At 42.2% G+C, this 17,556-nt stretch carries 17 protein-coding genes; 3 read left to right on the top strand and 14 right to left on the bottom strand.

Going from position 1 to position 17,556, the window contains the following annotated elements; all coding sequences use genetic code 11:
* Positions 1 to 4: 4 nt before the first annotated feature.
* The 14 genes from ACZ48L_RS09645 to ACZ48L_RS09710 all read right to left on the bottom strand — a co-directional run bounded on the left by ACZ48L_RS09645 (position 5) and on the right by ACZ48L_RS09710 (position 14,387).
* Positions 5 to 895: a hypothetical protein gene (locus ACZ48L_RS09645; RefSeq protein ID WP_025790723.1), complete on the bottom strand. Its 891-nt coding sequence runs from the start codon at positions 893 to 895 to the stop codon at positions 5 to 7.
* Between the two features lie 112 nt (positions 896 to 1,007).
* Positions 1,008 to 1,439, bottom strand: coding sequence for a Fur family transcriptional regulator (locus ACZ48L_RS09650; RefSeq protein ID WP_278575443.1), 432 nt, complete (start codon positions 1,437 to 1,439; stop codon positions 1,008 to 1,010).
* Between the two features lie 721 nt (positions 1,440 to 2,160).
* On the bottom strand, positions 2,161 to 3,138 hold the full coding sequence (locus tag ACZ48L_RS09655) for a F0F1 ATP synthase subunit gamma (RefSeq protein WP_025790722.1): 978 nt from the start codon (positions 3,136 to 3,138) through the stop codon (positions 2,161 to 2,163).
* A gap of 12 nt (positions 3,139 to 3,150) precedes the next feature.
* Positions 3,151 to 4,734, bottom strand: coding sequence for a F0F1 ATP synthase subunit alpha (gene atpA / locus ACZ48L_RS09660; RefSeq protein ID WP_008823195.1), 1,584 nt, complete (start codon positions 4,732 to 4,734; stop codon positions 3,151 to 3,153).
* A 12-nt stretch (positions 4,735 to 4,746) separates the two neighbouring features.
* Positions 4,747 to 5,283, bottom strand: coding sequence for a F0F1 ATP synthase subunit delta (locus tag ACZ48L_RS09665; RefSeq protein ID WP_008823196.1), 537 nt, complete (start codon positions 5,281 to 5,283; stop codon positions 4,747 to 4,749).
* 6 nt (positions 5,284 to 5,289) lie between these two features.
* A complete protein-coding gene (atpF, locus tag ACZ48L_RS09670) occupies positions 5,290 to 5,802 on the bottom strand; it encodes a F0F1 ATP synthase subunit B (RefSeq protein WP_008823197.1) in 513 nt (170 codons plus the stop codon).
* A 52-nt stretch (positions 5,803 to 5,854) separates the two neighbouring features.
* Positions 5,855 to 6,094: an ATP synthase F0 subunit C gene (gene atpE, locus ACZ48L_RS09675; RefSeq protein WP_008823198.1), complete on the bottom strand. Its 240-nt coding sequence runs from the start codon at positions 6,092 to 6,094 to the stop codon at positions 5,855 to 5,857.
* 212 nt (positions 6,095 to 6,306) lie between these two features.
* Positions 6,307 to 7,407, bottom strand: a complete 1,101-nt coding sequence (atpB, locus tag ACZ48L_RS09680) for a F0F1 ATP synthase subunit A (RefSeq protein ID WP_025790720.1) — start codon at positions 7,405 to 7,407, stop codon at positions 6,307 to 6,309.
* Positions 7,408 to 7,410: 3 nt separating this feature from the next.
* Complete coding sequence (locus ACZ48L_RS09685) at positions 7,411 to 7,818, bottom strand: hypothetical protein (protein WP_025790718.1); 408 nt, start codon at positions 7,816 to 7,818, stop codon at positions 7,411 to 7,413.
* A 32-nt stretch (positions 7,819 to 7,850) separates the two neighbouring features.
* On the bottom strand, positions 7,851 to 8,090 hold the full coding sequence (gene atpC, locus ACZ48L_RS09690; protein WP_025790717.1) for an ATP synthase F1 subunit epsilon: 240 nt from the start codon (positions 8,088 to 8,090) through the stop codon (positions 7,851 to 7,853).
* A 34-nt stretch (positions 8,091 to 8,124) separates the two neighbouring features.
* The gene (gene atpD, locus ACZ48L_RS09695) at positions 8,125 to 9,651 is read right to left on the bottom strand and encodes a F0F1 ATP synthase subunit beta (protein ID WP_008823202.1); all 1,527 of its coding nucleotides are present in this window, start codon (positions 9,649 to 9,651) and stop codon (positions 8,125 to 8,127) included.
* Positions 9,652 to 9,724: 73 nt separating this feature from the next.
* The gene (gene pfkA / locus ACZ48L_RS09700; RefSeq protein WP_025790715.1) at positions 9,725 to 10,702 is read right to left on the bottom strand and encodes a 6-phosphofructokinase; all 978 of its coding nucleotides are present in this window, start codon (positions 10,700 to 10,702) and stop codon (positions 9,725 to 9,727) included.
* 1,199 nt (positions 10,703 to 11,901) lie between these two features.
* A complete protein-coding gene (locus tag ACZ48L_RS09705) occupies positions 11,902 to 12,894 on the bottom strand; it encodes a glycosyltransferase family 2 protein (RefSeq protein ID WP_464722069.1) in 993 nt (330 codons plus the stop codon).
* On the bottom strand, positions 12,891 to 14,387 hold the full coding sequence (locus ACZ48L_RS09710) for an oligosaccharide flippase family protein (protein WP_025790713.1): 1,497 nt from the start codon (positions 14,385 to 14,387) through the stop codon (positions 12,891 to 12,893). Before ACZ48L_RS09710 ends, ACZ48L_RS09705 begins: the two co-directional genes overlap by 4 nt.
* 56 nt (positions 14,388 to 14,443) lie before the next feature.
* On the opposite strand from ACZ48L_RS09710, the gene ACZ48L_RS09715 reads away from it, so the two are divergent.
* The 3 genes from ACZ48L_RS09715 to ACZ48L_RS09725 are packed head-to-tail and all read left to right on the top strand — an operon-like array spanning position 14,444 to position 17,417.
* Positions 14,444 to 15,340 carry a glycosyltransferase family 2 protein gene (locus ACZ48L_RS09715; protein ID WP_025790711.1) on the top strand — a complete coding sequence of 299 codons (897 nt, stop codon included), beginning with the start codon at positions 14,444 to 14,446 and terminating at the stop codon, positions 15,338 to 15,340.
* Positions 15,289 to 16,272, top strand: a complete 984-nt coding sequence (locus tag ACZ48L_RS09720) for a glycosyltransferase family 2 protein (protein WP_081767843.1) — start codon at positions 15,289 to 15,291, stop codon at positions 16,270 to 16,272. The genes ACZ48L_RS09715 and ACZ48L_RS09720 overlap by 52 nt, the downstream gene beginning before the upstream one ends.
* A 29-nt stretch (positions 16,273 to 16,301) precedes the next feature.
* Positions 16,302 to 17,417: a glycosyltransferase family protein gene (locus tag ACZ48L_RS09725; protein WP_025790707.1), complete on the top strand. Its 1,116-nt coding sequence runs from the start codon at positions 16,302 to 16,304 to the stop codon at positions 17,415 to 17,417.
* Positions 17,418 to 17,556: the final 139 nt, after the last annotated feature.

A 17,556-nucleotide genomic window follows, 5' to 3' on the forward strand; every position in this document is an offset into this window, starting at 1 on the left:
ACATCTAAAACTCAAACGAATCAAGTATTTCCACATCATCCATTTGGGAAATATCAACTTCAAAATATAACAGAGTTCCAGGGAAATCAAAGTCAATATCATAAACTCTTTTATTCCCTTGCATATCATATTTATCTTTTTTCTTATATAAAAGGAGAGCACGACCACTGCATAGCCTAGAGGAATCTGTACTTGATAAGATATTATCTAATCCCTTTCCTTTATTCCATTTTGCTGATTTAACTGTGAAATTGTTCTCAATTGCTTTCAGTAAAGCTTGCTTATCATCTATAATCGAAGGAACATACTTCTTTACTGATCGGACAATCCCAATCCCGAAATCTGATATTGCTGCGTATAATACATGCGTATCTTTATCATAAAAAATCAAAGAAAAAGCATTATTACCTGCCGAAGCATGGTCAAATACATTATAAAAAGCTTCTTTCAAACTTAAGCTAATGGCACTTAAATCCTTATTTCTGAAGTAATTGTTTTTTAAATATTCTTCAACTCGCGCTGCAAAAGGTTCTTTTTCTCCATCAACAATCCGCCATAGATTAAAAATATGAGAGGAATCTGCCGTATCAACATGATTCTTTTGCCCTGACCAATAATCTCGGAAGCGTAGTTCATTATAAATATAATTAGCTACAGATGGGTTGTTCCAAAACAAATTAGCTTGCCAATTATGATCTGAAAGAAATTGTATAAGGCACGCTAAAGTAACCAAATGCATTGGCATCAAGTCCTTAACCGCTATATCAGTACCAAAGGAAATGAAGACTTGAATACCATTCCCTTGGGAATTGTACCTCTGATAAGAGTCAACTATCAGCTTTAACCATTTTGGCTTATCAGGTGTTGCGAAAAAGATGTTGTTTTCTTGCGGCATAAGAATGCATTTTTGCAAAGATAACAATAATACCTTAATTACACAACACTTTAATTTAAATACCTCCTTTAACTATATAAATAATCTAAATTTGCAGTTATCTTATAGTTGATTAGCTGACTTTCTCTACAGCTTCCATAGCTGCTAAGCACTTAGGGCAGAGTCCTTTGTAATAAAGCTGGGTGTCATCAATTCGGAAACCTTCGCCAATTTTGCCTGTGTACTTCGGCATTGCCATTGCTTCAAAGTCATAAACCTTCTCACATTTCTTGCAGAAGAAGTGAGCATGAGGCTCTGTCACACCATCGTAACAAACGCGATGATCATCAATGGTTATCATTGATACGGCATGATATTCGGACAACATGCGCAACGTGTTATAAACAGTTGTACGGCTTACTGTCGGCAACTGTTTCTTCAATGCAAGGAACACATCCTCCACTGTTGGGTGGGTATGATGCGTCAAGAGATACTTCATAATGGCTACTCGCTGTATTGAAGGGCGAATACCTAACTCTATAAGTCTGTTATATGCAGAATCCACACTTTATTCTTTTAAGTTTCTAAAAAACGATACACGTGATTTTACCTTGTTAATATACGAATTCTAAGGACAGTGGCACGTAATTACTTGGTGCAAAGATACAAAAAAGTAATGACAGATAGATATAAACAATTGAAAAAAATACAAAATAATAGAATTTACTTGACGCTTTGTCACATACAGATTGCATATATAGCTCTATATGAAAGCAACATACATGGTTATCAACAAAGCATTTTACATAACGAAAAGCTGTATTTAACGGATTAATATCTGGCAGGAAACATAAGATAAAATATCAGTGTTTGAAGTGCCATCTACGTCTTCTTAATCATGATTGGACAGACACTTTTTTGTAAGAACAAATTACATTCGGTTTTTAAACAAGGCTCTTTTACATTCTAAAAGGGCGTCTTTTGCATGGTAAAAGATGCCCTTTTGACGTGTAAAAGGTGCCCTTTTGCAACGTAAAAGACGCCCTTTTAGAACGTGATTTGCAACTTGTTGACTGTCTGATGGTTACAAAGCAGTTTTTAGAGTCATTTCTTCTGAAATCTACTTTATGCTCTATAAGTTTTTGTAAGGTTATTTCTTTAAGAGCAATTGACTGACTAAGAAAGGACAAAACACACTTTAAGAACACGAAAAAAGAACCGTATCAACAGTTAAAACCATTGATACGGCCCTTATAATATAGGTTATAAACCTCCCGAAAAGAGGATTAATTGTTTACTGTACCACCAACAATATCGAGCAATTCCGATGTGATGGCTGCCTGACGAGACTTGTTGTACTGAAGACTTAGCTCTTTAAGCAACTCATCAGCATTGTCTGTTGCAGTCTGCATTGCCACCATTCGAGCTGCATGCTCAGAGGCATTGCTATCAAGAAGTGCCGTATAAACCATCAGATGGAGCAACTTCGGGACAAGCGTTTGTAAGACAGTGTGCAAGTCTGGCTCAACAATGAAGTCATCATTCAGCGGAGTAACAGTGCTAGAATCATTCTTCTTCTGCGCTGCCACGCCCTTCTTCTTCATATATTCCTGCGCCTCCTTGCTCGTAAGAGTTGAAGTAAGATCACGTTCTTTGTCTGCATTCAGCTCTTCAGTGAGGTCAATAGGAAGGAAGACCTTACGTGTAAGAATCTGACTACCAGCACTCTTGAAGTGATGATAAATCATCTCTACCTTGTCAAACTCACCCTTAAGCCACTTCTGCCCCACCTCTTTGGCAATCTCCCGGCAATCTTCTGCATTAGGTTTCTCAGCCAATTCAGGATAAGGACAGACACAGGTAAGACCACGTTTCTTGGCTGCTTCTGCTACTTTACGCCCTATAGGATAGATAACTATATCCTCATTGGTCAGTCCTTTAGAATGATATTCATCCACAACCTGCATCAAAAGCTTGATGACATTGGCATTGAATCCACCGCAAAGAGAACTGCTGGAGGAGAAAACGAGCAATGCGACACGCTTAACAGGTCGTTGTACGTCGAACTGAGTATCAGTGTTTGGCGTAGAAACGAGGAACGTTTTCAGTATATGCTCGAGCATTGCTTCGTACGGAAGCATGTTCTCTATGGCATTCTGGGCATGGTGCAACTTACTCGATGCAACCATCTTCATCGCACTTGTTATCTTACGAGTGCTCTGAACACTTGCCATACGAGTCTTGATTTCCTTTAAAGATGCCATTCTCTATACCTTTTATTTATATTGTCCGTCAATATTTGCAATGACTTCTTCAATGACTTTGATTGAATTGTCTGACAGATTACCTGCTGCAAGGTCGTTAAGTACATCAGCATGGGTTGAACGCATGCTCTCAAGGAACTGATCCTGACACTGGCGAACCTTATCAACTGGGACGTCACGCAGCAAGCCATGCACACCACAATAGAGGATTGCAATCTGCTCACCTACTGGCATTGGACTGTATTGTGGCTGGATAAGCAACTGAGTATTCTTACGTCCACGGTCAAGAGTCATCTCTGTGACCTTGTCCATATCGGAAGAAAACTTAGAGAAAGCTTCCAACTCACGGTACTGTGCCATGTCAATCTTCAACGTTCCGGCAACCTTCTTCATACTCTTTACCTGTGCCGAACCACCTACACGGGATACAGATATACCTACATTGATGGCTGGACGGAAGCCTTGATTGAAGAGATTGGTCTCCAAATAGATCTGTCCGTCGGTAATAGAGATAACATTCGTTGGGATATAAGCTGATACGTCACCAGCCTGTGTCTCAATGATTGGCAGGGCTGTTAACGATCCACCACCCTTTACATGACCCTTCATACACTCTGGAAGGTCGTTCATCTTCTCTGCAATCTCCTGCTGATTATTGATACGTGCAGCACGTTCCAACAGACGAGAGTGGAGATAGAAGACGTCACCAGGGTATGCTTCACGACCTGATGGACGACGAAGAATCAATGAAACTTCACGGTATGCAACCGCTTGTTTTGACAAATCATCATATACAACGAGGGCTGATAGACCTCTATCGCGGAAGTATTCACCGATAGCAGCACCTGCAAACGGAGCATAATACTGCATAGCAGCTGGATCAGCAGCCGTTGCACTGACAATAATAGTATAAGGTAATGCACCGCGTTCCTTTAAGTTTTGAACCAGAGTTGCTACTGTTGAAGCCTTTTGACCAATGGCAACATAGATGCAATAAACAGGATTTCCCTCTTCATAGAAACGCTTCTGGTTGAGAATTGTGTCAACGGCAATGGCAGTTTTACCCGTCTGGCGGTCACCAATGATAAGCTCACGCTGACCTCTACCAATAGGAATCATTGAGTCAACAGCCTTCAAACCAGTCTGCAGAGGCTCCTTTACGGGCTGACGATAGATAACACCTGGAGCCTTACGGTCCAATGGCATCTCGAAAGAATCAGTCAAATCAATATCGCCTTTACCATCTATAGCCTCGCCAAGTGGATTCACTACACGTCCCAAGAAGTTATCATTGACACGGATAGAAGCAATACGGTGAGTGCGCTTCACGCTCTCTCCCTCCTTAATGCCCACCGTTGGACCAAGGAGAATACAACCAACATTGTCTTCTTCCAAGTTCATGGCAATCGCCATGGTGCCATTTTCAAATTCAAGCAACTCATTGGCTTCAGCATTACGAAGTCCATAGACACGTGCAACACCATCACCGACAGTGAGAACTGTGCCGACTTCATCAAACTTTTCCTCTGAGTTGATGCCTTGAAGCTCCTTTACGAGAATCTCAGACACCTCACTTGGTTTAATTTTATCTGACATGTTATTACTTATTTACTTTTTTAATTGTGTGAGGATAGCATTCAATTCACTCTTAACACTGGCATCCATCCTGTATGTATCATACTCAAGTATGAAGCCACCAATGAGTGATGGATCGGTTTCTGTGATGAATTCAACTGTACCATGTGCTCTATCTTGCACCAAAGCCTTCATCTTGTCTTCCATTTGGGCGGAGACAGGAGTGGCAGTGATTACCTTTCCGCTAATGATATTTTTCATTTTACGGTACAGAGTGACATAGTCATTTGCCATAAACTGCAACAAATCCTCTCTATCTTCCTTCATTACAAGAGAGAGAAAACTCCGAATTAGTTCAGGACAGTTGTCACCGCAGGCCGTTTCCAGTAGTTTACGCTTCTTCTCTTTAGAAAGCATCGGGTTCTCTATCGTCATGTGGAGTTCAGGAATCTGCAGGAAATTCTGGGCTAAAGTCTGCATAACAGCAAACACCTTATCCTCTATTCCCTGCTCACATGCCGCCTTCAAGAGTGCACGAGCATATCGAACAGATATTACACCTGTATTCATAAGCGATTATTTACTTTCCGTTCCTTTAGAAGAAGCAACTTCATCCAATAAGCTATCGATAAGCTGTGACTGCTCAGCTGAGGTAGACAGTTGCTTACGCAATATCTTTTCAGCTATCTGAACAGAGAGTTCTGCTACCTGTGACCGTATGTCACGTATGGCAGCTTGCTTCTGATTCTCAATCTCAGCCTTTGCTTCAGAAAGGATACGAGCACTCTCTTCGTGTGCTTTCTCCTGTGCCTGACCAACTATGGCATCACGTGTCTCAGACGCTTCACGTAGTATCTGCGCCTGCTTTTCACGTGCCTCCATAAGCAGCTCCTCACCTTGTTTCTGAATATTAGCAAGCCTCAAGTTGGCTTCCTCAGCCTTGGCTAAGCTCTCATCTATATACTCCTTACGCTCATTCACCATCTTGATAATAGATGGGAAGCCCCATTTCCATAAGATGAAGAAGACCACAAGGAAGACAAGAGTCATCCAAAAGAGCAAGCCAGCATCTGGCAATAATAATGACATAAGCTGCTAAATTACTTTACTTACTAAGTTGTTAAATCTCTCTTTGCGTGGTTTAAAATACGCAAAGAAGAGCAATAATTGCTGCGAAGAAGGCAACACCCTCAACCAATGCAGCTGCAATAATCATTGAAGAACGAAGGTCTCCGATCTTTTCTGGCTGGCGTGCTATTGCATCCATGGCCTGACCACCAATACGACCAATACCAAGACCTGCGCCAACGGCTGCGATACCTGCACCAATAGCGGCGCCTAACTTTGCAGTTTCTGCTGCTAATAACAATGAAGTCAACATAGTTTTCTTTCTTTTAATTTATTAATTACTTTGTTTTTAATTTCTTTTTAATCTGTATCTGCTGCAACAACAAAATGAACTTACTACTCATTAACAATGAAAGAATTATCCTTTTATGCCCAATTACAACATATCTATTGTAGAATCACAGACCAAATACTTTGGACTAATGACCTATTTATTCTCTACTTCATCAACTACACTTCCGTTTATTACTCAGCTTCAGCCTCGTGTACACGTGCTAATGAAATGAAGACAGCACTCAACATGGTGAATACCAGTGCCTGAATGAAGCTTACAAGTATCTCAAGTAACATCATGAAGATACTCATTCCCACACTGACAACCGTCATTGACGAACTGAGTATTACACCCATCGTCGCCATGATAAAGATGATACACGTCAAAGCAAGTGCTATTGCGTGGCCTGCCATCATGTTGGCAAAGAGACGGACCATCAATGCAAACGGTTTAGTAAAGATACCAAATATTTCAATTACCGGCATCAATGGCACAGGAACCTTCAACCATGCAGGTACATCAGGCCAAAAGATATCTTTCCAATAATGCTTTGTTCCAGAGAAATTCGTTACTAAGAACGTACATATAGCAAGGAAGAATGTAATGGTAATGTTACCCGTTAGGTTACCACCACCCGGTGGGAAAGGTACTATACCCATGATGTTTGCAACGAAAATAAAGAAGAAACAAGTAAGCAAATACGGTGCATACTTATCTGATTCCTTACCCAATGTAGGCTTGATCACCTCATCATAGACATACATTACAAACATGTGCATCAATCCTGTAAAGCCTTTAGGAGCCTTATCCGTAACCTTATGTTTACGACACCAGCTTGCTGGAATCAAAATACACAGCACAAGAAGGATTGCATCAATGAAAAGCACACACACCGACTTGGTGATTGAGAGGTCCAAAGGTCGTATTTCCGTCCCATCTGGTTGTAATTCAACAATCCTACGTTCGTAGTTACCTTTTGTAGCAATGAACAAATTCGGATTGTTCTTACAAGGACGATACCCTGCATGTGGACCTTTCTCTATTGGTTCTTCGGCAAAATCTTCAGCCCAACCAGTGTACCAACCGTCTGATGTTTTCACAATTACAGGCAAATTGATAATCACAGGCTTGTCACCAATATTGGTTACATGCCACTCATAAGAGTCTTTGATGTGTCCCCACAATATACCTTGTAGGTCAACTCCACCTCCTTTGCTCTCTGACGCAGCTGCACCAGGAACCAAAAGGAAAAGCATCAGTATCATACAAAGTAAATGCTTGAGATATTTCATGCGTTAGTTTTTAATTTTATTGTTCTTTTCCAATCTCGCGAAATAGATCGTATCAAATGCCAGAAGCACAAGATAGAATATCATAAAGATAACTGCAAAGCTGATAATCTCCTGTCGATTCTTTACTACCAAGGCATAAACCAAGATGACTAAGAATGCCAACAACATGCGTAAAGCAGATGCTGCAAGATAAAATTTACCCAGAACAGCAGGAGACTGTATGGCGATTGCCTTCCAAGCTCCACCATAGATGGAAGCCGTAAGGAGTGAGAATACGGCACTAATGGTCAGCATATGAATATAAGAAGAGCGCATAACGCACTGCACAACGAGCATGCCAATGAGATAAAGTGCAGCTATCAGCCACAGACTTATCTTATAATACTTCTTATATACCTTATTATAATCCATTTAAGCTACGCCTTCTTATCAGTCAGCAACCTTTATACTTCAACACAAAGGCTCACTTCATTCTTCTTTACCTCGACGAAACCGCCAACGATATGAAGCTCCTTCTTCGTGCCTTTTACGCTATATACTACCCTACCAGCATCCAGTGTAGAGATGATTGGTGCATGGTCTGTGAGGATTTCAAACTCCCCTAATGTTCCAGGAACCAACACACTATCCACCTCACCACTGAAGATTATCTTCTCGGGAGAAACTATTTTAAGTGTCAACATAGACAATTCAACTTTTATTTCGTCAGAGAAGTAATTATGCCTTCGTTGCTTCCAAAAGTTGCTTAGCCTTCTCCTTAACGTCTTCTATCGTACCAACATTAAGGAAAGCCTGCTCAGGAAGGTCGTCAACCTCACCGTTAAGGATAGCATTAAAACCCTTGATGGTTTCTTCGATAGGAACCATAACACCCTTAACACCCGTGAACTGCTCAGCAACAGTAAATGGTTGAGACAGGAAACGCTGTACACGACGGGCACGGTTTACAACGAGTTTATCATCATCTGACAACTCATCCATACCCAAAATAGCAATAATATCCTGCAACTCATTATATTTCTGCAACAACTGCTTTACTCTTTGTGCACAGTCATAATGTTCCTTACCAACAATCAGTGGGTCAAGGATACGTGAAGTACTACCTAATGGGTCCACAGCTGGATAGATACCAAGCTCCGTTATCTTACGACTCAACTCGGTTGTAGCATCCAAGTGCGTAAAGGTTGTAGCTGGAGCAGGGTCAGTCAAGTCGTCAGCTGGCACATAAACAGCCTGTACTGATGTAATTGAACCATGCTTTGTAGAAGTGATTCGTTCCTGCATTGCACCCATTTCACTTGCTAAAGTTGGTTGATAACCTACGGCTGAAGGCATACGACCCAACAAGGCAGACACCTCAGAACCAGCCTGTGTGAAACGGAAGATATTATCAATGAAGAACATGATGTCAGCTGCTTCACCATTCTTACCACCATGATCGCGGAACTCCTCTGCAACAGTCAGACCAGACAATGCCACTGATGCACGTGCCCCAGGTGGCTCATTCATCTGTCCATAAACAAGTGTTGCCTGTGATTTCTGCAGTTCTTCGGAATCAACAAGTGACAAATCCCACTTTCCTTCATCCATTGCCTTACGGAACTTTTCACCATAACGGATAACACCAGATTCCAACATATCACGAATCAAGTCATTACCTTCACGTGTTCGTTCACCAACTCCGGCAAATACAGAGTAACCATTGTGTCCCTTTGCAATGTTGTTAATCAACTCCATGATAAGCACGGTCTTACCTACACCAGCACCACCAAAGAGACCAATCTTACCACCTTTCATATAAGGCTCAAGCAAGTCAATCACCTTAATACCCGTCTGTAGCATCTCCTTATGTGTAGAAAGATCCTCAAACTTCGGTGCCTCACGGTGAATAGGATAAGCTCCCTCCATCTGCAATGCAGACATACCGTCAATTGGCTGACCAATAACATTCATCATTCGACCCTTGATCTGCTCGCCGGCGGGCATGACGATAGGACTACCTGTTGGTACAACCTCTAATCCACGTTGCAAACCATCAGTGTTGTCCATAGCTACACAGCGTACAGTATCTTCACCAATCTGCTGCTGAACTTCGATAATCAAATCTTGCCCATCAGCCTTCTTTACGCGCAGGGCATCATAAATATTAGGCAAAACCTTCTCTGGATTCTCTCCCTTTGTATCGAAATAGACATCGATAACAGGACCGATAATCTGGGAGATACGCCCATTAATCTGTGACATAAATATCTTTATTGTTTTTTATTATTATTTCCTATATATAATAAGGTGACAGCCACGCTTATTTGATTCGTCATCAGATACTCAGTTCATCAAGAACCTTAATGAGTTTTCTGTCGAATGGCTTGTCCGAACGAATGGCTTCAGACAGTGGGACATAGACTACTTCGTTGTTTCTTACACCAACCATAATATTACGCTGTCCCTGCATGATGGCTTCTACAGCCCCAACGCCCGTACTACTTGCTAGGATACGGTCACGTGCTGACGGACGTCCACCACGCTGAAGGTGCCCAAGTATGGATACGCGCACATCATAATCAGGGAATTCCTTGCGTACACGATCCGCATAATACATGGCTCCACACTTTGGACTCTCAGAGACAATGACAATACAGCTTCTCTTAGACTTTCTGATACCACGTTCCATGAATCGTGCTAACTGGTCTACATCCGTTGAATCCTCCGGGATAATAGCAGCTTCTGCACCACTTGCGATAGCTGAATTCTGTGCAAGGAAGCCCGCATCACGACCCATCACCTCAACAAAGAAGATTCTTTCATGGCTCTGAGCAGTATCACGAATACGGTCAACACACTCCACAATAGTATTCATCGTTGTATCATAACCAATGGTACTGTCCGTACCGTAGAGGTCATTGTCTATCGTACCCGGCAAACCGATACAACAGAAATCATGTTCCTGTGCGAACTTCATTGCACCCGTCAACGAACCATTACCACCAATAACCACCAAGGCATCAATACCTTCTTTTACAAGATTATCGTATGCTGTCTTACGTCCTTCAACAGTTGCAAAGGCTTTTGAGCGTGCAGTCTTGAGGATTGTACCTCCCTGACCAATGATGCCACTGACATTTTCTGTAGTGAAAGGCTTAATATCATCTGTTATCAAACCATCATATCCACGATAAACAGCCTTTATTTCAAAGCCATTGTAAATACCAGCTCTGGTCACTGCACGTATAGCAGCATTCATTCCTGGTGCATCACCGCCTGATGTCAGAATACCTATTGTCTTTATCTTTGCCATTTCCGTACTCTTTATCCTTTTAAATAAATCTTGCACAAAGATAAGAAATAAATGACATATAAACAACACTGATTACAAAAACTTAAGAATAAGTCCCAAAATAAACGTTGTACCTATGGTAAAATAGGGCTTCTTCTCATAGAAAAATCTTTGTAAAATACTTCTCTATCCTTCCAGTTTACTTACCTTTTAATGATGATTAAGCAACAAACTCTCATCAGGACAAGCCATCATCTACACATAAATTCAGCTTTCAGACATGATAGCATCATAAAGACTACACTTCTGGATAGAAGGGAAAACAGAGAAGTGTGATGTGCATTATACTTGCAAACACTGCCCATATTATTACTATAAAACCCCTAATTTAGTTTTAATTATAGTTGCTGTCACTTTTAACACTTCGTGTATTCAGTTTATTATCAGGTGTTTAAAAGCAAATAAGGCATGACAGAAGTGACAGTAAAACTGAAAAATGAGTTTTCATCTGCCCTCACTACTGTCAAAGATAAGCATACTTATCACAGTATATATCCATTGAACATTTAGCAGACAGAAGAAAATCATGTGCTATAAAACCGCTTAGGGTATTGTCTTCAAAAAGGTAATGACATCTTCTTCTCATCAGAAACCAACTCTCTATGCCCAACACCTGGTGGAAACTATGGCTGAATCACCCTTCCTCTAACAACAAAGTTACTTGAAAACAGCAAGATTTTACAATGTGTTAGCCCTCCCGAACAATTGGTGTTTACCATCAGCTCCACTGGTGCGGAGCATCAACACCAGTGGTGCGGGGCTGCAGCACATAAGTAAAAGACCGTAAAACATACCGTACTTTATCGACATGACATAATAAAAAGAGTAATCTTTCAGAATAAAAAGAGTATTTTTCAAAAATAAAGAAAGTACCCTTCGGAATAAAAAGAGCACTTTTTAAAAATAAAGAAGACAACCTTTCAGAATAAGAAGAGCAACCCTTCAAAAATAAAGAAAGCACCCTTTAGAATACAAAAGGGTAATCCTTCAGAATAAAGAAGAGCAACTTTCAGAAAAAGAAAAAGCAATCTTCAGAATATAAAAGAGCATGCATTGTTGTGTCAAAGAGAACAAGCTCAACAACACAGAGCTATTTTGTACCGTACAAATATGGGTTATAAGCATTGAGATCAAGGATAATCAAGGACCCGAAACAAGTCTTAAACCTTTTGTTCTATGTTCTTATTAAAACATCCTCTTAGCCAGAAATATAACTCTTCTTGCATACAAAACAACTTCCATGAGCATCTAAAGGGTATATAACCGAACTTCCGACGAATATTATTGTCCAATAAACGTATGTCTATCGACTGCCAAACATGCTTCATTATCTCCTTTCCATACAGTCTGTCAGCCATAGATAGTTCCTCACGATGCAGGTAATAGAAGAAATAAAGCCCCACAAGATTCAGCCAACGCACGTTCTCATAACGACGAATCACATCAGATGATGCACCGATATTTATAAGTTGATTACGTAAAAGCTCCTTAGCAAGAAGGGAATCAAAGCGTCTTACACTTGCACGATGCGTCACCGAACCCCCATGCTGACGGTAAAAATACGTACCATCACACTGCTTCACTATCCTGGAACGCAAATAATGAATGTGTGTTACATTCTCATCGCTGTATGCTTTTAGTGTCTCATCATAAGGAAACAACTGATGAAGCTCGCGCCGAACGGCATAAACACCATGTATTTTCCATGTCAGACTCTCCTTGAAAGCCTCTTCTCCCGTCAGCGTTTCAAAGGGTTTCATCTTGTATTCCTGCTCTCTTCCGTCCGTAAAATGCAGGACAACACGAAACAGAACCGTGTCAACTCCGTCCTCAAAGGTATCATAAACCTTCTCAAGGGCATCCCTTGCAAGCCAGTCATCACTGTCAACGAAACAGACATACTCACCCGTTGCCTGGCGAAGTGCCACGTTTCGTGCATGCGCAAGTCCTGTATTCTCCTTCAAGAAAGTAGGTTTAACACGCTGATCCCGCTCTGCATACTGCTGAAGGATAACTGGGGAGGCATCAGTCGACCCATCATCAACGCACAAAACTTCAATATCTGTCATCGTCTGTGCCAACAAAGAATCCAAACACTGTGGCAGATAATCAGCCGTATTGTAGACTGCAACGAGTACACTAACCTTTGTCATGACCGAGAAAACTTGTTTCTTATTTTACTAACCAGAGTGTTCCACATACCAGTCTTAGACTTTATGACACGCAAAGAGACCACTGAACTGGCACAACACAGTACACTTGCAACACCCCACCTTATCCATTGTACATCAGAACGCACACAAAAGAAGACAAGGATGCCCAATGTTAGCTGCAGGAAAGCATAGAACAGAACCACCGTCGACATGCGATAAGCATAATGATGATGGGCATAGACATAGACAAGGATGAAATGTAAGAAGCCCGTCAGTGCTATTCCAACACCTGCACCGAGTATTCCCCACTGTCGAAAGCCGATAATGACCAAGACAACAAGGACTACATCATAAGCTGATTCCAACAATAAATAAGAACGGGAGTCACCCTTTGCCAATGGGATATACTCTACAGGGAGGCGTACCGCACGCATATACATGGCGAGGGTGAGCACCTGTGCCATGCCAAGGGCAGGCAGAAACTTATTTGAATAAAGTGAGAGTATCAGCTGAGGAAGAAACAACAAGAAGAAAGAAAGCAGTGGTGAGATAAGAAGAAGCGTCACTTCTACTTGCCTATTAACAGTTTGATTAAAGGTAAACTTTAAGTTATTAACTCCTGAAAGACGTGGGAAATAATCGGTTTCCATAGCCGAAAAGACCATTCCAGCATAGACCATCGTCATCATATAAGCGGAGTTATAGAAGCCAACAGCCTCTATGTCGGCAACATTATTAAGGTAACTACGAATCAGAAGGTCAGCTCCCGATCCCAAGATACCTGCTATCACAAATGCCGTTCCCAACCGAATCATTCCCCAACCCTTGCTTAAGACTGTCCAACGGAGCGATACACGAAGTGGATAAAGACGATAAGAGACAAGGATTGTCAGTATCATCTGTACCAAAGCAACCAATATCAGCGATGGAACAATGGCTGCATTGCGGAAGAAATAGTAAAGAGGAACCGTCAGAACAAGTGCAAAGAGAACGTTCAACACGGATATTACAGCCAACGAACGTAGCTTTCTGACAGCTTTAAGGATGGCAAGTTCACCGCCAGAGAGCGCCGTTAGCGCAACAACGGGCGCCAAAAGAATGAAATGTAACGTGTGTCCGTTCCACGAAAAGGTGTATTTACTAAGCAAAGGACTTAGTATTATACAAACAAAAAAGCCCAATAAGGCAGTCAACAAGCTCCAAGAACGAACGAGGGTGATACCTTCTTTCAGTTTTTCTTCATCCTTTCGGTCATAATCTTCTGATATATTGCGCACTGCACTCATAGAAAGACCGAAGTTAGTGGAGTCACTTATGAAGCGAACAGTAGTGTTAAACAAAGAGATAAGACCAACCCCCTGTGGTCCTAACAGCACTGCCACCAGTTTGTTCCGTACGATACCAATCAGCACGTTAAGCCCTTGTACACCACCAAAGAGGCCCGTGTACTTCAAAATATGTAGATATCCGCCTGTCTTAGGACTATTTTTCATTACTTCATCTAACGCATATAAAAGTTTTTTATTATATTTGCAAGAAATATATATGTATGCTTTTATCCATCATCATACCCATTTATAACGTTGAGGACACGCTCAGACGATGTCTGATGAGCGTCCTTCCACAGGTTGATGACACGATGGAAGTGGTGCTCATTGACGATGGTTCGACGGATTCTTCTGCACTTATTGCTGAAGAAATGATACGAAACAGGACGGACTGCACACTCATTCACCAGGCAAACGGTGGACTTTCAGCAGCAAGGAACGCCGGTATAGAGCTGGCAAAGGGGGAGTTTATAACCTTTGTCGACTCTGATGATTTCGTTGCTGACGGTACTTACAAGGACTTGGTGGCTGTGCTTACTGCTCATCCCACCTATGATATCCTTGAATATCCTGCCCTGGTGCATTACGGAAGCAAGTCGAAGGAGCACTTGTTGACCTTCTCTGATGCCGTAATCAGCGATATTCGGGACTACTGGTTGGCTGGAGGTCATCGCCATACATACGCTTGCAACAAGGTTTTCCGGCGTGAGCTGTTCAACGAAATACGCTTTCCTGTGGGCAAAGTGTTCGAAGATACGTTCACTTACCCCTACCTTCTGCAGCGTGCAAAGACTGTAGCAACTACCTCAAAGGGACTCTATTACTACTGTCAGAACGACAAAGGCATCACGGCAAGAGCCAAAGGGAAGGAACTAAACAACCTTCTTGAGGCACATCTCACGCACCTTCATCTGTGGGGAGAGCTGACTCCAGCCTACTATCAGGCATTGGTCAACATACAGATGGATGTCTATGAAGCCACACATGCCGACCCCATCCTCCCTCTTCTACCCTATAAAGGAACATTAAAACTCTCTATTCTCCACTTAATAGGATTAAAACGCTTATGTCAACTCAACCAATTTATACACAGGATGATGAGAAGAAACCGCTCGTAAGTTTCATCATCACGTATTATAACGAGTCTGTTGACATGCTGAAAGAGTGTGTCAACAGCATCCTATCACTAAGTCTTAATACAGCAGAAAGGCAGATCATCGTCGTTGATGATGGCTCTGACGTGTCTCCAATAGACCTTCTCATTGAGCTTTCTTCGGACATTATCTATGTCAGGCAGCCCAATCTGGGACTCAGTCGGGCACGTAACAGGGGAATAGGCATAGCGGAAGGTAGCTTCATACAGTTCGTTGACGCTGATGATTACCTGTTGACAAACACCTATGAGCAATGCCTTGACATCATCAGATACAAAGAAACAGACATGGTTCTCTTCCAGTCTACTGGTTCAACAACGTCCACTCCACACTCTGAAGCGGACGGACCGATGAGTGGAACAGACTACATGGCACATCATAACCTACGTGGTAGCGCCTGTGGATACGTCTTCAGGAAAGCCATTCTGCATGACTTGCGCTTCCGGGAAGGTACGTTGCACGAGGATGAAGAGTTCACTCCGCAGCTTATGTTACGTGCAGAGAACATCTATTCAACCGAAGGAAAGGCTTATCACTACCGTGTACGCAAGGACTCCATCACACATAAGACGGACAAACGGTGGCGCATGCGACGGCTGATGGATGCTGAACAGGTCATCTACAGACTCAAGAATAAGGCTGACCATCTGCCCGTCAGCGAACGGATAGCAATGGAACGACGCATCGCACAACTGACAATGGACTATATATATAATGTCATCCGAATGACACATGACGCCACTCACCTCGACAGAGTGCTGCAACGTTTGACAAAACATGACCTCTTTCCGCTGCCCGACAAGCATTATACGAAGAAGTACCAATGCTTCCGTATGCTCGTCAACACGGCTATGGGAAGAAAGATACTCATGCTGGCACTACGCGTAAAGGGATAGAAAACGGAAAAATAAAGCAAGGAGCAGCCATGAAAATATTACTCATTGGTGAATACAGTAACGTACATAACACGCTGGCACGTGGACTTCGGGAACTCGGACACACCGTGACTGTCATCTCAAATGGTGACTTCTGGAAGAATTATCCACGTGACATTGACGTCAGCAGACGCCCTGGGAAGTTAGGAGGAATGCTCCTTCTGGCAAAGATCTATGCGCTTCTGCCCTGCATGCGAGGCTATGACATCGTGCAATTCATCAATCCTTTGTTCTTCGAACTTAAGGCGAAACGCCTCTATCGGATATTTAAATACCTCAAAAGGCACAACCAGAAGACCGTATTAGGCGGTTACGGAATGGATGCTTATTGGGCTTATGTCTGCTCAAAGGACATGCCTTTGCGTTACAGTGACTTCAATATAGGGAAGGAACTGCGACAGAATGAGGAGGCAATAGCCGAGAGAGAAGACTGGATTGGTACGGATAAAGGACGTCTGAACCTACTGATGGCTGACCAATGTGACGGGATTGTGACGGGACTCTACGAGTACTGGCGGTGCTATGAGCCGTTTTTCCCAGAGAAAACAACCTTTATTCCTTTCCCCATTGTCATTGGAAAGGAACCCGACATACCACAAGAAACACCCGAAAAGCTGAACCTTTTTATTGGAATAAGCAAGAACCGGTCAGCCTATAAAGGTACAGATATCATGCTGCGGGCTGCAGAAAAGGTGAAGAAAGACTTCCCCGACAAGCTCAATCTTAAGGTTGTGACGGGCTTACCATTTGATGAATACGTACGAACCATGATGGGCTCGGATGCCATCATGGACCAACTCTATAGTTATACTCCATCTATGAATCCCTTAGAAGCTATGAATCATGGGGTTATATGTATTGGTGGAGGTGAACCAGAGAGCTATGAAATACTCGGAGAGACAACCTTAAAGCCCATCATCAACGTCCTTCCAACCTATGAAAGCTGTGTGGAAGAACTGACAAAACTCGTCACAGACCTGCCACGCATCCCTCAACTGAGACGTGAAAGCTATGCATATGTGCGCAAACACCATGATCATATCAAAGTGGCAAAACAGTACATTACCTTCTATGAATCACTGTTCAGCAAAGCAAAGAAACGCTGACAGAAATAGCATCAGAATAGGATTATGTAATGAAAAATACCATATAAGAAAGTAATACATGCTCTTTTGCATTGTAAAAGGTGCCCTTTTACAACGCAAAAGGGCGTCTTTTACAAGCCTATTCATAACTCCTTGATTA

The organism is Prevotella histicola (genome assembly GCF_055385135.1).

Coding starts and splice junctions, on each gene's coding strand:
- atpC (WP_025790717.1), bottom strand. CDS start 8,090: ATGTTGACACTTAAAATAGTTTCTCCCGAGAAGATAATCTTCAGTGGT.
- ACZ48L_RS09725 (WP_025790707.1), top strand. CDS start 16,302: ATGAAAATATTACTCATTGGTGAATACAGTAACGTACATAACACGCTG.
- ACZ48L_RS09720 (WP_081767843.1), top strand. CDS start 15,289: ATGTCAACTCAACCAATTTATACACAGGATGATGAGAAGAAACCGCTC.
- ACZ48L_RS09655 (WP_025790722.1), bottom strand. CDS start 3,138: ATGGCATCTTTAAAGGAAATCAAGACTCGTATGGCAAGTGTTCAGAGC.
- ACZ48L_RS09645 (WP_025790723.1), bottom strand. CDS start 895: ATGCCGCAAGAAAACAACATCTTTTTCGCAACACCTGATAAGCCAAAA.
- ACZ48L_RS09705 (WP_464722069.1), bottom strand. CDS start 12,894: ATGACAAAGGTTAGTGTACTCGTTGCAGTCTACAATACGGCTGATTAT.
- pfkA (WP_025790715.1), bottom strand. CDS start 10,702: ATGGCAAAGATAAAGACAATAGGTATTCTGACATCAGGCGGTGATGCA.
- ACZ48L_RS09685 (WP_025790718.1), bottom strand. CDS start 7,818: ATGGATTATAATAAGGTATATAAGAAGTATTATAAGATAAGTCTGTGG.
- atpF (WP_008823197.1), bottom strand. CDS start 5,802: ATGTCATTATTATTGCCAGATGCTGGCTTGCTCTTTTGGATGACTCTT.
- ACZ48L_RS09665 (WP_008823196.1), bottom strand. CDS start 5,283: ATGAATACAGGTGTAATATCTGTTCGATATGCTCGTGCACTCTTGAAG.
- ACZ48L_RS09715 (WP_025790711.1), top strand. CDS start 14,444: ATGCTTTTATCCATCATCATACCCATTTATAACGTTGAGGACACGCTC.
- atpE (WP_008823198.1), bottom strand. CDS start 6,094: ATGTTGACTTCATTGTTATTAGCAGCAGAAACTGCAAAGTTAGGCGCC.
- atpA (WP_008823195.1), bottom strand. CDS start 4,734: ATGTCAGATAAAATTAAACCAAGTGAGGTGTCTGAGATTCTCGTAAAG.
- atpD (WP_008823202.1), bottom strand. CDS start 9,651: ATGTCACAGATTAATGGGCGTATCTCCCAGATTATCGGTCCTGTTATC.
- ACZ48L_RS09710 (WP_025790713.1), bottom strand. CDS start 14,387: ATGAAAAATAGTCCTAAGACAGGCGGATATCTACATATTTTGAAGTAC.
- atpB (WP_025790720.1), bottom strand. CDS start 7,407: ATGAAATATCTCAAGCATTTACTTTGTATGATACTGATGCTTTTCCTT.